Raw genomic sequence first — 14,617 nt, 5'->3', positions numbered from 1 at the left:
ATAAATCGACGAAAACGAACAAACTTTACTCACTTTTAGGAAAAAGCTGGTAACATTGCCGTTACACATGTGATTAGGGTGCTGTCCATGCTAGCATTTCTTGCTCGACATTCTGCGTTGTTTCTTTTTATTGCCGCTTTAATCGGTTTTGCGTTTCCTCACCTTTCATTGGCACTTTTTCCCTACCTGCCCTATGTGTTATTCGCATTAATGTTATTTACCTTACTCGGGATCAACCAGTCCCTATTGGTAAGGGCTCTCGGGCAATGGCGCGTTTGGCTTTACGCATTTGTTCATGCCGTGGTTCTGACCATCATCACCTGTACGATTGCATGGGGACTGGGCGCCTCCGATAACATGCTACTCGCGATCAGCGGGATCTGTGCCACTGGCTCGTTATTCGCGACACCTGCCATTATTCGCTCATTAGAAATGGACGCATTAATCGCCATGGCATACACCATTGCGTCAACCTTGCTAATGCCCATTGTACTCTTTATCAACCTCAGCCTATTGAGTGGCGAAGCGTTCTCACTCGACTTACACAGTTATATCGCAAGGCTCGTGATCTTTATTTTTGGTCCGATGGGGATGGCCGCGCTATTTCATGCATGGATTAAGCCTGAGAAGTTAAAACGTATTCATGGAAAACTGGCGCAGTTCACGATTGTATTGGTGTTTAGCTTTCCACTAGGCCTGGTGGGTCCGATTGGCGCTATGTGGCAGAAGGATAGCGGTTACGCCTTGGAGCTGTTAGCAATTTCAGTCGCATTATGCATGCTTTTCTTTGCAATTGTGTATTGTATCTATCGGCGGTACGGGGAAGAAGCCAGCATGATTGCCGCAGTCACCGCCGTGAATCGTAACGTGTTACTCACTTATACGGTAGCTGGCGCTGCATTGGGGCCGGTATTTTTACCCCTCATTGGTGCCATTCAGCTACCTATTTATTTACAACCGTTACTGGTGCGTTGGGGAGTACGTTTAAAGCGCGCATCCCACAACGCCACCACGGATAACTCGCTTAAATAACGGGCACGAAATACACTAACGATGCCCACGCGAGTAGCCAAAAGGTGATTAAACCCACATCGAACCAATCACGCATTTCCATACGAACCTCACTCTCTATTCGTGTGCCGATAAACTGCGTTCCTAGATACATATCGACCATGGAGATGAAAACTTAACCTTGCGGCAACAAAGTGCCGTGGTTACCCTTCATCTGATAGTAAGCAAGGGATGGGCCAAGTAAGTGATTATGATTGCCAGCAGCTCTCGCACTGCTGAGGTGATGCGAGATAACACACCAAAGGCTGGTCAGGGAGCTGCAATACATCTTGCGCTCGCGCGTATTGCATGAAGCATTCCGCCATCGATAAACCAATCGAGCGACGACGCCCGGTTTGAAGTGCATCGTAGCCCTCTTTACCTTGCGCGGTATATGAAGATGACACACCAACGTATTGGCGCTCATCATCAATCGCAATCCAGTGCTGACCGCGCTTAATGTCTAATTGGGTGATGCGCGCGCCTATTGGCTGCCATGCTTCATAGCGATAGCGCAGATCGGCACAATAGGGAAAACTGCCCGAACCGAGTCCAATCACCCCATTATCCGTGGCATTATTAATCGCACCTTCCAGCGCATTGCGGATTTGCGCGCCAGTTACCCGATACGCAATTACATCAATCGCAAACGGAAGTAACGAACCAGCGATAAGTGCGGCAGAGAGCGGACCTGCATTTAAGCTCACCCGAACGCCGCCGGCATTATGGATGGCAAAATCTGCCTCGATACCCTGTTCACGCGCCGCCCATAGAAAGCTTTCCGTCACCAATGGCGCGACATCACTGCCGCCTTGCTGATCCGGCACGCGAACATGACGCAACCGCTGCGGCACATGCGTGACAATGTCACTTTCCAACTGTGCTACCCGAGGGCGATAAGTTTGCTGCAAATACTGCTTGAGGGTGAGATCACTCGGCAAAATCAGAAGATTTTGCTGTTGGCTCAAATAGTCACGTGCCGCTTGGTATGAAGAAGCGGTCAGTTTATGCTCACGCGACGCATCCATCGCCAAACTGCGGCCTAACAATAAATAATTTTGCCCCTCAAAATGGGTCGGGCGCCCTTTGGCATCTAGCGTTAACGTAAAACGTCCAATTGCCTGAGCGTGGCAACCGGCTTGGACAATCCAGGTATCATTCACTCGATAACCGTAAGAGTCTTGGTTGTCGAGGCCAATGTTTTGAAAATCACCCTGCAGGACGTGGGTGTGCCCACCCACAATCACATCAATGCCAGAGACAGATTCAGCCAATGATTTATCTTTGTCATACCCTAAGTGGCTGAGCAGGATCACGGTACCGACCCCTTGCGAACGCAAGTATGCCACTGTGTTTTTAGCAATTTCTGTCGCGGGCAAAAAGGGCGTGTCATGATCAGGGTTAGCCAGTGCAGCCATTTGCTCGACCGCAAGACTAAAAATACCCACTTTACGCCCTGCTATCGTCTTGATCATCACGCTGGCGCGTTTCTGTTCGGGCAAATACGGTAATAACGCGGGCTTTTCACTGACGCGCTTTTCTTTGTCTGCAGCTTCATTGGCAACGTGCCAATTGCCGGCCAGCAAGGGAAAGGTAATACGATCAAGAAAATCAGCAACCGGACCATTACCCTGATCTAACTCATGATTCCCGATTGCCATCGCATCAATGCCCAACTGATTGAGCATATCGGCATTGGCTTGCCCCTTAAATAGGGAATAGTACAAGGTACCTTGAAAGCAATCCCCCGCATGCAAGAACATGAAAGCGTGGCCTTTCTGGTCCGCCTCAGCACGAAAACGCTTAACGGCAGATGCAATACGTGCAAAGCCACCGCAGTTCGCATAAACACGCGTCTGTGTGCTATCCAAGCTCAGCGAAACAGGTGTCGATTCAAAATGCGAGTGGGTGTCGTTGATGTGTGCAATGGTTAAAGCGATAGATTGAGGTGCTGTCATAATAATCCGTGTTACAACACAAAATGTGATGGTACAAGATTATCATCTGAAGGAACAAATCAGGTTAAGTTTCTGATAAATTATCGCTCATATAACAACAAGGATGCTATATGACAACTCAAACTCCTTCCGTGGCTTTTATTGGCCTAGGCGTCATGGGGTTTCCCATGGCCGGACATCTACAAAAAAATGGCTTTCCAACCACTGTCTATAACCGTACAACGGCCAAAGCAGAACACTGGTCAGAACAATATCAAGGGGCCTTCGGTACGACACCAGCGGAGGCTGCCGCTCACGCCGATATTGTTTTTATGTGCGTCGGTAACGATGACGATGTGCGCAGTGTCGTGTATGGCGATATAGGTGTACTTGCCAACATGAAAAAAGGCAGTGTGCTGGTCGATCATACCACGACATCAGCCGAACTGGCCTTAGAGCTCGCTGACGTCTGTGGCCGACAGGGTATCCAATTTTTAGATGCTCCTGTGTCGGGCGGACAAGCAGGCGCGGAAAATGGCGCATTGACCATTATGGTTGGAGGTGAGCCATCCGTTTTTGAACGTGTTGAACCCGTCATGCGCGCTTACGCCAAGGCAAGCCAACACATCGGCCCCCATGGCAGTGGACAGCGCTGTAAAATGGCCAATCAAATTTGTATTGCGGGCGTTTTGCAGGGCTTGTCAGAAGCGATCGCATTTGCCCAGTCGGCCAATTTAGATATCGACAAAATGATTAGCGCCATCCAGCACGGTGCAGCAGGCTCGTGGCAGATGAGCAACCGCGCCCACACCATGGCAGACGATCAGTTTGATTTCGGTTTTGCCATTGACTGGATGCGCAAAGACCTTGGCTTTTGTTTAGAAGAAGCCGCCAAATTAGGCGTGGATCTCCCTCTCACCCAACAAGTTGATCAGCGTTATGCACAACTTCAACAGCGCGGGTTTGGCCGCTGTGATACCTCTGTTTTAGTCAAGCAATTTGATTCGGACGATCACTCCTGCCAATCCTAAATAGCACCGAGCGTGTCTGGCTCAAGCATGTGCAGGGCCAGGCACTGCGGTTTTTCCCTGAGCCTCTTATTGCTGCAGTTGGATCAGCTCTGTCGCCATCGACGAGACAGACTGCGCGCCGCGCTCAATTTCTTCCATCGATGCCGCAACCTGCTCGATTTTATCTTTCCCCGCATCTGATGTGCCTTGGGCTTCTTGTATCGATATTCGTATTGCCTCAATATGGCTACGGTTATTTTCAACGACATTAGCAATCTCGCTGGTTGAGGCGCTGGTCCTTTGCGATAGCTGGCGCACCTCATCGGCAACAACAGCAAATCCCCGCCCTTGCTCACCTGCGCGCGCAGCCTCAATCGCTGCGTTCAGTGAGAGTAAATTGGTTTGCTCTGCGATATCACGAATGGTGTGGACGATTTTTTCAATATCAGCAAACTGCGCATTTAACTTTTCAATGCTGACGGTGGCTTGGCCAACCTGCTGTGCAATCAATGCTGATGTCTTGAGCGCTTCTTGCAAATAGTTAAGCCCCTCTTGGCAGACCTGTGCCGTTTGCTCAGACGTACTGCTAGCAATTTCCGATGCTTCCTTAATGGTGCACTGAATCTCTTGTTCTCGCTCAATGCGTTGAGTGACATCGCGCGCAAACTGAATCACATTGATGATATTTCCTTGACCGTCTCGTATCGGGTTATAGCTTCCTTCGACCCAAATAATGTCACCGGTTTTTGAGAGTACACGATACAGTCCAGATTGAAACTGTCCTTGGGCAAGTTGAGGCCAAAACTGTGGGTTTTCCTTATTAAAGGTACTTTCGCACAACACACTGTGAGGCTTACCCTGCAATTGGTCAGCCTGATACCCCACTAGCGAGAGAAAATTGCGATTAGCCGTTTTTATCGTTCCATCAATATCGTACTCCACCACCCCTTGTGAGCGATCGAGTGCTTGCATGATTGAACCCGTTTTATCGGCTTCCTGCTTTCGTTGCGTCACATCCGCCGCGATCTTGATGGCACTGATCACCTTTCCTTGTTCATCTCGCACAGGAAAATAATTGGCTTCTAGCCATAACGTGTTCCCCTGCGCATCAATGCGCTCAAAGATGCCGGAGAAGTTCTCGCCTTGCTGAACTTTCTGCCACAACAAGCCGTAGTCTGGGTGGTTGGCAACATGAGGCGGACAGAACATTCGGTGATGCTGCCCCTGAATTTGATCCAAGCGATAGCCCACTGCACCGAGAAAGTTCTCGTTGGCCCGAATAATTGTGCCATCTGGTTCAAACTCGATGACAGCATTACCGTCCCATATCGCATTGTACTTTTGCTGTAATACCGTGATTTCGCTCTCTGTCAGACTCTTACTTTTATTCCATCGCAACATAGTCGCCTTCTCTCTTAGCAAAGTGGCTAACCAGAAAATGAGCGCTGTTCTACATCACTTGGCACAACCGCCCACACAAACAAATTTAGTCTAGCAAAGCTTTCACGTCTGACCTTATTTGTATTCATTTGTGTACATAGAACGACGATACATCTCCGCAACCGCTTTCTACTCCTGCTTTTGTCTCAAAAAATGATAGGATGACGAGCAAACATGACGGTCACTCGAAAACGTATAAAAGATAAAACGCTGTCCGCGAGTGACTGCGGATGAGAAAAGGCAATTTTTCAAATGATTAACAATAAGATTCAATGGTTTCCGGGCCATATGCACAAGGCGCGGAAAGAAATCGAAGAAGTCGTTCCTAAGATCGATGTGATCATCGAAGTACTCGACGCACGCATTCCCTTTAGTAGCGAGAACCCGCTGATCCGCACACTACGTGGCGATAAGCCTGTTATCAAAGTACTGAACAAACGCGATCTTGCTGATCCTGCCATGACAGATATCTGGATGGCACACCTAGAACAAGAGCAAGGCGTTTCTGCTATGGCCATCACCACGCAGCAGCAAAGTGAAGTCAATCGAATCATGGAGCGGTGTCGCGCGCTTGCTCCTCATCGCGAAGCCATGGGCAAAAACATTCGCTCGATGATCATGGGGATCCCTAATGTGGGGAAATCAACCATCATCAACAGCCTTGCCGGTCGAGTAATTGCTAAAACAGGTAACCAGCCCGCTGTAACGCGCCAGCAGCAGCGAATTAACTTGCAAAATGGCGTGGTGCTTTCGGATACACCGGGAATTCTATGGCCAAAAGTGGAGAATCCACATAGCGGTTTTCGCCTCGCGGCAACCGGCGCCGTTAAAGACACGGCGATGGACTACGACGAAGTGGCGTTTTACACCGTCGAGTACCTAGCCAGCGCCTATCCAGAGCGTCTGCAAGAGCGCTATCAGCTGGACGATTTACCCGAAACTGAAATCGAGTTGATGGAAGCGATTGGTGCGAAACGCGGTTGTTTGCGTGCTGGCGGGCGAGTCGATATTCATAAAGCGTCAGAAATCCTGCTTCACGACCTCCGTGCCGGCGCGCTAGGGGGGATCACTCTGGAAGCACCCGATATGATTGAAACTGAATTAGTGCAAGTGGAAGAAGAAACCGCACGCCGCGAGGCAGAAAAAGCGGCGAACAAAGAAGCACGGCGTAAGCGCTATTTAAAGAATAAACGCTAAACACTATCCCGCATCTACCTTGTTAGATGCCGGAGAATCCGCACACAATAAGGCCCGATTGCATCGGGCCTTTTTAACGACACATCCCTTTAAACGTGTCACGACAAGATTTGTTTGATATCGGAAGAAATATCACTGATCAATTGCCGAGCGCTCTCATCTCTTTGTTGTACCAAACTGATAAACAGTAAATCTGTGATCACATTTTGCGCCGTGCGGGACGCAATAGACGAACTGCGATGCTTGGTTTCGTCAGCAATGGTATCGAACGTAATGTCTGCGATGTGTCTGATACGACTTCGGCCGGGTCCTAATAAGGCGATCACCTTGGCACCTTGTTCTTTAGCCGCCTCCGTGGCGACTAAAATCTCTTTTCGTTCCCCCGAAAATGAAATGACAATTTGCACGTCATCCACCCCCAATGTGCGCGCGACGGCAATTTGTACATGACTGTCTTGTTCACACAGCGCCGTGATCCCTAGTTTCAATAATTTAAAACTCAGATCTTTCGCAGTCAGCGCCGAGCTGCCAATCCCCACCAATTGTACCCGACGTGCTCCATTAAGCCACGCTACCGCTTGATGACAGGCTTCATAAGAAAGGGCATTGGTGGTTTGAAACATGGCCTCCGTTTTCGCTTTCACTAATTTTTGGGAAATCACCGTCATGGGATCATCAGCCAAAATATCACTGTGCATTGGTGTCGATTGCATCACTTGCTTACGGCCAATCTCTTCATTCAGCGCCAACTTGAACTCACTGTATCCTTTGTAACCCATTTTTTGGCTGAATTTCACAATGCTCGATTGACTCACCCCCACCTGGTTAGCCAGCGCTTGGCTCGTTAGCTGCGCCGCTTTCTCTGGATGCGCGATAACCCAATCGCCAATCAGGCACCCCTGCTGCGACAATTGTGTCCGCCGAGCTAAAATTTTATTGATAATTGACATAACGCCTCAACGACATAAATAAATTATTCCAATATTGGAATTACATCGAATATCCCTAAATTGCTGAAAAAGCATCATTCACCCGCAAATTAAGCGCTATTAACCCCAAATATTATCGACATTATTCCAGAATAACCGTGTATAAAGAATAACCATAACAGTGATTTTGATCACTATATTGGAATATTTTATTCCATAGAATCGCCGTCAAATAACAGCTGATGTGAGAACAAGGCATGACAATTGATTTAAGCGGATTGGTCACAGAAAGCCGCAACCCGGCCAGTGCAGAGATAGACACACTTTCAACGGTCGAAATGCTACAAGTGATCAACGATGAAGACCAAAAAGTGGCGCTTGCGGTGAAAGCCGTCTTGCCACAAATTGCGCAAGTGGTGGATGCAATTACGCATGCATTTGCACACGGCGGACGCTTAATCTACATGGGTGCGGGAACATCTGGCCGCTTGGGTATCTTGGATGCCAGCGAATGTCCTCCCACCTATGGCACACATCCGGATCAAGTCATTGGGCTTATCGCGGGTGGCCATAAAGCCATTTTAAAGGCGGTGGAAAACGCGGAAGATAACGAGCAACTTGGCCAAGACGATTTACGCTCACTCAACCTAACCGATAAAGATGTGGTTGTCGGCATTGCGGCGAGCGGTCGTACACCCTATGTACTCGGCGGATTAGCCTATGCGAAAACCATTGGCGCCATGACAGCATCGATTGCTTGTAATCCTCATTGCCAAATGTCTGAGGCGGCAGATGTTGCCATTCTGCCCATCGTGGGGCCTGAAGTCGTCACCGGCTCTTCGCGCATGAAAGCCGGTACCGCGCAAAAGCTCGTCCTCAATATGTTGACATCTGGAGCAATGATCCGCAGCGGTAAAGTGTTTGGTAACCTGATGGTTGATGTTGAAGCCACTAACGCCAAACTGGTCCAACGCCAAATCAATATTGTGGTGGAAGCCACCGGTGCCTCAAAAGCGGTAGCTGAACAGGCCCTCTGCGCATGCGATCGTCATTGCAAAACTGCCATCTTGATGATTTTGGCCGACTTAGATGCCGAGCAAGCAAAAACTCGCCTCACCGAGCACAACGGTTTTATTCGTGCAGCCCTCCATCGTGATTAACTATTTTTAGCTCCAGAGGATCGCCCCCATGGCCAAAATCACTGCAAATACCGTCGCGCAACTGCTGTCCGCCGTTGGAGGGAGCAGCAATATCAGTCGATGTGGTAACTGTATGACAAGACTGCGGTTATCCCTTGCCAATAACATATAGCTGCATTTTCCCGGGCATACTGGTCTTTGTTGCTGGACTGCTTATCGCTTATGTAGTTGGCTTTCTCGCGACATACTTCTTTGGCTGTAAAGATGTCGATTTAAGCTAGTTCATTCCCCCATCCACATGAACCAGCTTGCGCCCTTGTCTTCCTCAAGGGCGCACCTTTTTCTACGTCCGCGTGCGCGTTTACACTGATAAAAAAAGAGGGCCTAGCAATATGCGCTAAAAGCCCTCTTCCGTTATACAACCCGCGCTAAACTAAGAACGCGTTACGTCCACTAGCGCATCGGCCAGTGTATCAATATGGCGCTCCGCTAAGCCGGCAATATTGATGCGGCTATCTCCAACCGCATACACGCCATGCTTATCACGCAGTTGATTGACTTGCTCTGAGCTCAATCCCAACACAGAGAACATCCCACGGTGCTGCTGAATAAAGTCAAAGTAGCCATCACCGGTTCGATCGCGTAACGCTGCCGTTAGGCCTTCACGCAGGCGGTTAATGCGCGTGTTCATCGCTTCGATTTCTTCGCGCCACTGCTTCGTGAGGGCGTCGTCGGTGAGAATGGTTTCGACGATCGCCGCCCCATGATCCGGTGGCATGGTGTAGGTGCTGCGCGCCAGTTGCAAAATACGCCCTTTGGCATTTTGCGCTTCCTTGGCGGATTTACCCACCACAATGGCAGCACCGGTGCGCTCACGATATAGGCCGAAGCTTTTCGAGCAAGAGGTGGCAATCAGCATCTCTTCAACGTTATCGGCTAACACACGTAGACCACGCGCATCTTCATCTACGCCATCCCCAAATCCTTGATACGCAATATCCACAAACGGGGTAAAGCCATTACGATTAGCCAGCTCAGTGATAGCTTTCCACTCTTTCAGGCTAATGTCCGCCCCCGTTGGGTTATGGCAACACCCATGCAGCAACACCACGTCGTCAGCGCCGGCTTGCGACAATGCATTCAGCATGGCATCGGTATCCACCATTTTGGTGTCTCGATTGAAATACGGGTAGAACTTGACCGTTAGGCCTGCCGCTTCCATGACAGGTTTGTGGTTCACATAGCTTGGGTCAGTCAGCCATACCGTGGTCACCGGCTTGGCGAGATGCATCAGGTCAGCCAGCATCCGCAAGGCACCGCTCGCACCCGGGGTTTGTACCGCGGCACAGCGATGGTAAGCATCCGTTCCCTTCAGCAATAGATCAATCATGGCTTGGTTGAAGTTTTCATTGCCGGCAAGACCAACATAGGCCTTGGTTTGCTGGCTTTGCGCCAATGATTGCTGCGCGGTTTTAACCGCTTGCATAATCGGTGTTTGCCCGTGACTGTCACGATATACACCAATGCCCAAATCCATTTTGTGCTCACGAGGATCGTCACGAAATGCCAATGACAAAGAGAGGATCGGATCCTGCTGGGCAGGCGAGAGCAGATCTAACATAGTATTACGTCCTTTTAGGCTTGGATGCTCAAGATACGTAATACCCTACCCCATGCGGGAAAATTGGCAACCTCTCAGCGCTGATTCTCTTGCCACTGCTGGGCTCGCTCGGATAAAAAGTGTACGCATTGGTTGTCACTCCCTCGCCAGACTAAGTTAGGATCGGCGCGAGATTGTATAAACTTCCCATCAATCAGCACATCAACGTAAGCCAATATTGCTTGTTGTTCCGGCGAGAGCTCCGCCAAGGTATAGCCACTCCATAGCCAAACATCCTTGTCTGGTGCATGCTTAGCCACTTTTTGTAACAATAATTTTACACCGGCGAGGTTCGCAGGATGCAGGGGATCACCACCACTCAGTGATAAACCACGCCTTGGAACACGGGTATCCGTGAGATCGTGCATGATTTGCTCACACATTAAGTCCGTGAATGGATGGCCGCTAGTAAGCGACCATGTTGATTTATTGTAACAACCACGACACTGATGCTCACAACCCGAGACAAACAATGTGCACCGTGTGCCGGGACCATTCACGACATCGACAGGAATATATTTGTGGTAGTTCACGCCCCTCTCCTACATGTGTTTGACGCGACGAATCACTTCTTGCTGTTTACCCGGATTAAATGGCCGCGTATCAGGACTGCCCAAGTAACCACAGACACGGCGCGTGACCGATACTTTGGCAGGATCATGGTTGCCGCATGCAGGGCAGGTAAAGCCTTTACTGGTGCAATCAAATTCCCCTGTAAATCCGCACTCGTAGCACTCATCAATAGGCGTATTAGTCCCATAGTAAGGCACACGTGTGTAGCTATAGTCCCACACATTCTCGAGCGCTTCGATGTTGTGCTGCATGTTGGGGTACTCGCCGTAACAAATAAATCCGCCGTTTGCCAAGCGTGGATAATCCATTTCAAAATCAATCTTGTCGTAGGGCGTCACCTGCTTTTCCACGTCCAAGTGGAAACTGTTGGTGTAGTAGCCTTTATCTGTGACCCCTTCAATCATCCCAAAGGCTTTAGTATCGAGTTGGCAAAAACGACTGCACAAGTTTTCACTCGGTGTGCTGTACAAACTAAAGCCGTAACCCGTTTCCTCTTTCCAGCGCTCCGTCGCATCATGTAAATACGCGACTATTGCCTTGGCTTTTTTCTGTTTAATCACGCTGTCGTAAAGATGAGGCTCACTGCCGTATAGAGCATTGATGGTCTCATGTAGTCCGATATACCCTAAGGAGACAGATGCGCGACCATTTTTAAAAATCTCGCTCACGTCATCATCCGCATTAAGACGCACGCCACAGGCCCCTTCCATGTACAAAATCGGCGCAACACGGGCCTTCACCCCTTTGAAACGTGCGATACGGGTATCCAAGGCTTGGCGGGCAATATTAAGCGTCGCATCTAGGCGCGCAAAGAATGTCTCTTCGTCACCTTCAGCCTCAATCGCCAATCGAGGTAAATTAACACTGACCACCCCCAAATTATTGCGTCCTTCGTGGACCCACTCACCATTTTCTTGATAAGCGCTTAAAAAGCTGCGGCATCCCATGGGCGTTTTAAAAGAACCGGTTACCTGAACGACTTGCTCATAGTTGAGAATATCGGGATACATGCGTTTGGACGCACACTCCAACGCAAGCTGTTTGATGTCGTAATTCGGATCTGAAGGATGACGGTTGAGCCCTTCGCGAATACAAAACACAAGTTTAGGGAAAACCGCCGTTTTGCGATTTTCGCCCAAGCCCGCAATACGATTGGCAAGGATGGCTCGTTGCACCGCACGGGCGGCCCAGCTTTGTCCGAGTCCGAAGCCAAACGTTACAAATGGCGTCTGCCCATTGGCGGTATGCAAGGTGTTCACTTCATACTCCAGCGACTGAAACGCATCGAAGCATTCTTTTTCGGTACGTGCCATAGCGTATTGATCCGCCTTGGCAATGGACCAGGTTTGCGCCACTTTTAGGTGTTTGTGATAGCTGGCTTCGACATAGGATGCCAACACTTCATCGATACGATTGATCGTGGTACCACCATAAATATGACTGGCCACTTGCGCGATAATTTGTGCCGTTACCGCTGTTGCAGTCGAGATGGACTTTGGCGGCGCAATTTCCGCGTTACCCATCTTGAAGCCTTTTTGCAACATGCCCGCCAAGTCAATCAACATACAGTTAAACATCGGGAAGAAAGGCGCATAATCGAGATCGTGATAATGGATTTCTCCCGATTCATGCGCACGTACCACCGCACTGGGTAGCATATGTTGTTTGGCATAGTGCTTGGCGACAATACCGGCCAGCAGATCACGCTGAGTTGGGATCACTTTGCTATCTTTATTAGCATTTTCGTGCAACAGCTCGGTGTTCGTTTGTCCTACCAAGCCTTGCACTTCGTGATTCAATCGGCCACGGCGTTCACGGGCAATATCGCGATCGTGACGATACTCAATGTAGGCACGTGCAACCGCTTTATGCGGCCCAGACATCAGCGCATCTTCCACGGCATATTGAATGTGGTCGATATCCACTTCTTTCTCGCCAGCGAACTGGGTTGCGATCTTATCGGCCAATGATCGAATCGCCTGATCCGATAACGAACGCGTCCCCTGCGCACGCTGTGCCGATTCTCGTGCACAAGTTACCGCTTGAACAATCCGGTCTGCATCAAATGAGACGCGTGTTCCGTCGCGCTTTATTACCGCTGGCATATGCCCTCCATCACCATATATTGGATTTAAACCTAGCAAACAACACAAGATGTGGCATTTAATAGCAAGTGGGGTCGCCATTGTGTTGATACAGATCATCGAAGTTTCGAATAGAGAAATTCGGAGGAATAAACGCGTACAAGGTCATCAATGTTGTGATGAATTGTTGTGACTTTTGTTAGTTAAAATCAAACCTTGTCCGCATTTTGTGGGTTCGATCAAATGTGACTTACAGGCTTCAAGTAAGATCACAGTTATGAAGTCATAATTGAGGTTTACGCCACTGTGATCCGGCGGTTTGGAATCGTAGTGATGCTTTGGGCGATAACGTGCCCGAGCTTTGCGCTGACGATAGCAACATGGAACTTTGAATGGTTAACCCTAAAAGGCGATCAACGCGCTGGAGATCGTGGTGACGAAGACTACCATCAACTCGCCTCCGTTTTTGAACAGCTCTCGCCGGACGTGCTCGCGTTTCAAGAAGTTGATAGCCCGGCGGCACTTGCTCGCGTGGTTCCCAGCGATCAATACACCTATTACTTTTCTGACCGCTACCCCGCGTTGCGTGATAAGCCCAATAGTCAACAGCTGACTGGCATTGCGGTACGCAATGGATGGACCGTTTCGGATCCAAAAGATCTTCGCGCGATCGCGTTACCCAGCTTTTTTGGTGTCCCAGCGCTACGCTATGCCACCTACGTGATTATTACGCCTCCTGAACAAGCGCCGTTTCATATGCTGTCTGTGCATCTGAAATCAGGTTGTTTTCATCAATCACAAGGCACCCGAAGCTGCGATAAACTTAACAAGCAGATGCGCGTTCTAGCCGATTGGGTAAGTGATCGTCATCATGCGGGCGAACACGTCGTTGTCGCGGGCGATTTTAATCGCTACATTGGTGAGAGTGATGATGCCGTTTGGCGAGATTTTCAGGCGCGTCTGGTTGAAAAGTCCCCCACACCGCCCCATTTAATAAATGTCACCGCGTCTGTCCGAGCGCGTTGTAAGGCAAGACGGTACAACCATCGAACCCAATCGTGGAATCAAGTCATGTATAACCGCTTGGTGGATCACATCTTAGTCAGTGAACCTTTGGTCAAGCAGTGGCAATACAGCTACCAGCATCACTTTGATTACCATACCGTGATGCGTTACCGTTTAAGCGACCATTGTCCCGTTGTGGCGCAGTTCACTCCGCCAGCAACGTCGCAACGTTAACCCAAAGCACATCATTGCTGTGGTTAACTTGTCACAATACTGACATCGAGCCGCCATAGACTAAATACACCGATGGCAATCAACCATCTAAATCGTTTAATGTGGTCAATTAGTAAAAAGACGCAACCTGTCATCTGGCACCCTGAGTCAGCTAGCTGCCATGTACAAACTAAAAGGGGAAACCGCTAAGCCTTGAAAACAGGCGCAGCACAAGGAGAACCATCATGGATACATTACAACAGCACGTGATCCCAACCGATGACGATCTGCTTGCCGACCATCTCGGCAATGCTACCGGCTTCGAGGAAGACGACGTATTTGGCGATGATGTAGAAGACGCATCCCGCTAACGGATATCA

The 14,617-nt window shown here is 49.4% G+C and carries 12 protein-coding genes and 1 pseudogene; 7 read left to right on the top strand and 6 right to left on the bottom strand.

Going from position 1 to position 14,617, the window contains the following annotated elements; translation table 11 throughout:
- The first annotated feature begins 87 nt into the window (after positions 1 to 87).
- A complete protein-coding gene (locus N7E60_RS15845; protein ID WP_269598631.1) occupies positions 88 to 1,032 on the top strand; it encodes a hypothetical protein in 945 nt (314 codons plus the stop codon).
- A 227-nt stretch (positions 1,033 to 1,259) separates the two neighbouring features.
- Here the strand turns inward: N7E60_RS15845 and N7E60_RS15840 are convergent, their stop codons facing one another.
- Complete coding sequence (locus tag N7E60_RS15840; protein ID WP_269598630.1) at positions 1,260 to 3,008, bottom strand: bifunctional metallophosphatase/5'-nucleotidase; 1,749 nt, start codon at positions 3,006 to 3,008, stop codon at positions 1,260 to 1,262.
- A 110-nt stretch (positions 3,009 to 3,118) separates the two neighbouring features.
- On the opposite strand from N7E60_RS15840, the gene N7E60_RS15835 reads away from it, so the two are divergent.
- Positions 3,119 to 4,018: an NAD(P)-dependent oxidoreductase gene (locus N7E60_RS15835; RefSeq protein ID WP_269598629.1), complete on the top strand. Its 900-nt coding sequence runs from the start codon at positions 3,119 to 3,121 to the stop codon at positions 4,016 to 4,018.
- A 66-nt stretch (positions 4,019 to 4,084) separates the two neighbouring features.
- Here the strand turns inward: N7E60_RS15835 and N7E60_RS15830 are convergent, their stop codons facing one another.
- Positions 4,085 to 5,398, bottom strand: coding sequence for a methyl-accepting chemotaxis protein (locus tag N7E60_RS15830; protein ID WP_269598628.1), 1,314 nt, complete (start codon positions 5,396 to 5,398; stop codon positions 4,085 to 4,087).
- 291 nt (positions 5,399 to 5,689) lie between these two features.
- Here N7E60_RS15830 and ylqF point away from each other — a divergent pair, with 291 nt between their 5' ends.
- Positions 5,690 to 6,634, top strand: coding sequence for a ribosome biogenesis GTPase YlqF (gene ylqF / locus N7E60_RS15825; RefSeq protein WP_269598627.1), 945 nt, complete (start codon positions 5,690 to 5,692; stop codon positions 6,632 to 6,634).
- A 98-nt stretch (positions 6,635 to 6,732) separates the two neighbouring features.
- Here the strand turns inward: ylqF and N7E60_RS15820 are convergent, their stop codons facing one another.
- Complete coding sequence (locus N7E60_RS15820; protein WP_269598626.1) at positions 6,733 to 7,584, bottom strand: SIS domain-containing protein; 852 nt, start codon at positions 7,582 to 7,584, stop codon at positions 6,733 to 6,735.
- Positions 7,585 to 7,820: 236 nt separating this feature from the next.
- Between N7E60_RS15820 and murQ the strand changes: the two genes are divergently transcribed.
- Positions 7,821 to 8,723 carry an N-acetylmuramic acid 6-phosphate etherase gene (murQ, locus tag N7E60_RS15815; protein WP_269598625.1) on the top strand — a complete coding sequence of 301 codons (903 nt, stop codon included), beginning with the start codon at positions 7,821 to 7,823 and terminating at the stop codon, positions 8,721 to 8,723.
- 28 nt (positions 8,724 to 8,751) lie between these two features.
- Positions 8,752 to 8,868: pseudogene (locus tag N7E60_RS15810) on the top strand (PTS transporter subunit EIIB); the annotation flags it as partial.
- A 267-nt stretch (positions 8,869 to 9,135) separates the two neighbouring features.
- On the opposite strand, the gene N7E60_RS15805 reads toward N7E60_RS15810, so the two are convergent.
- The 3 genes from N7E60_RS15805 to nrdD form a co-directional block, all read right to left on the bottom strand.
- A complete protein-coding gene (locus tag N7E60_RS15805) occupies positions 9,136 to 10,323 on the bottom strand; it encodes an amino acid aminotransferase (RefSeq protein ID WP_269598624.1) in 1,188 nt (395 codons plus the stop codon).
- A gap of 74 nt (positions 10,324 to 10,397) precedes the next feature.
- Positions 10,398 to 10,895, bottom strand: a complete 498-nt coding sequence (gene nrdG / locus N7E60_RS15800) for an anaerobic ribonucleoside-triphosphate reductase-activating protein (RefSeq protein ID WP_096632648.1) — start codon at positions 10,893 to 10,895, stop codon at positions 10,398 to 10,400.
- A gap of 9 nt (positions 10,896 to 10,904) precedes the next feature.
- Complete coding sequence (gene nrdD, locus N7E60_RS15795; protein ID WP_269598623.1) at positions 10,905 to 13,040, bottom strand: anaerobic ribonucleoside-triphosphate reductase; 2,136 nt, start codon at positions 13,038 to 13,040, stop codon at positions 10,905 to 10,907.
- A 312-nt stretch (positions 13,041 to 13,352) separates the two neighbouring features.
- On the opposite strand from nrdD, the gene N7E60_RS15790 reads away from it, so the two are divergent.
- Entirely contained in the window at positions 13,353 to 14,258 is a 906-nt protein-coding gene (locus N7E60_RS15790) for an endonuclease/exonuclease/phosphatase family protein (RefSeq protein WP_167315113.1), read from the top strand.
- Between the two features lie 224 nt (positions 14,259 to 14,482).
- Positions 14,483 to 14,608, top strand: a complete 126-nt coding sequence (locus tag N7E60_RS15785) for a hypothetical protein (protein ID WP_269598622.1) — start codon at positions 14,483 to 14,485, stop codon at positions 14,606 to 14,608.
- Positions 14,609 to 14,617 lie beyond the last annotated feature (9 nt).

This window comes from Salinivibrio proteolyticus (genome assembly GCF_027286365.1).
GTDB lineage: Bacteria > Pseudomonadota > Gammaproteobacteria > Enterobacterales > Vibrionaceae > Salinivibrio > Salinivibrio proteolyticus.
This window is presented reverse-complemented; position numbering and strand designations above follow the sequence as displayed.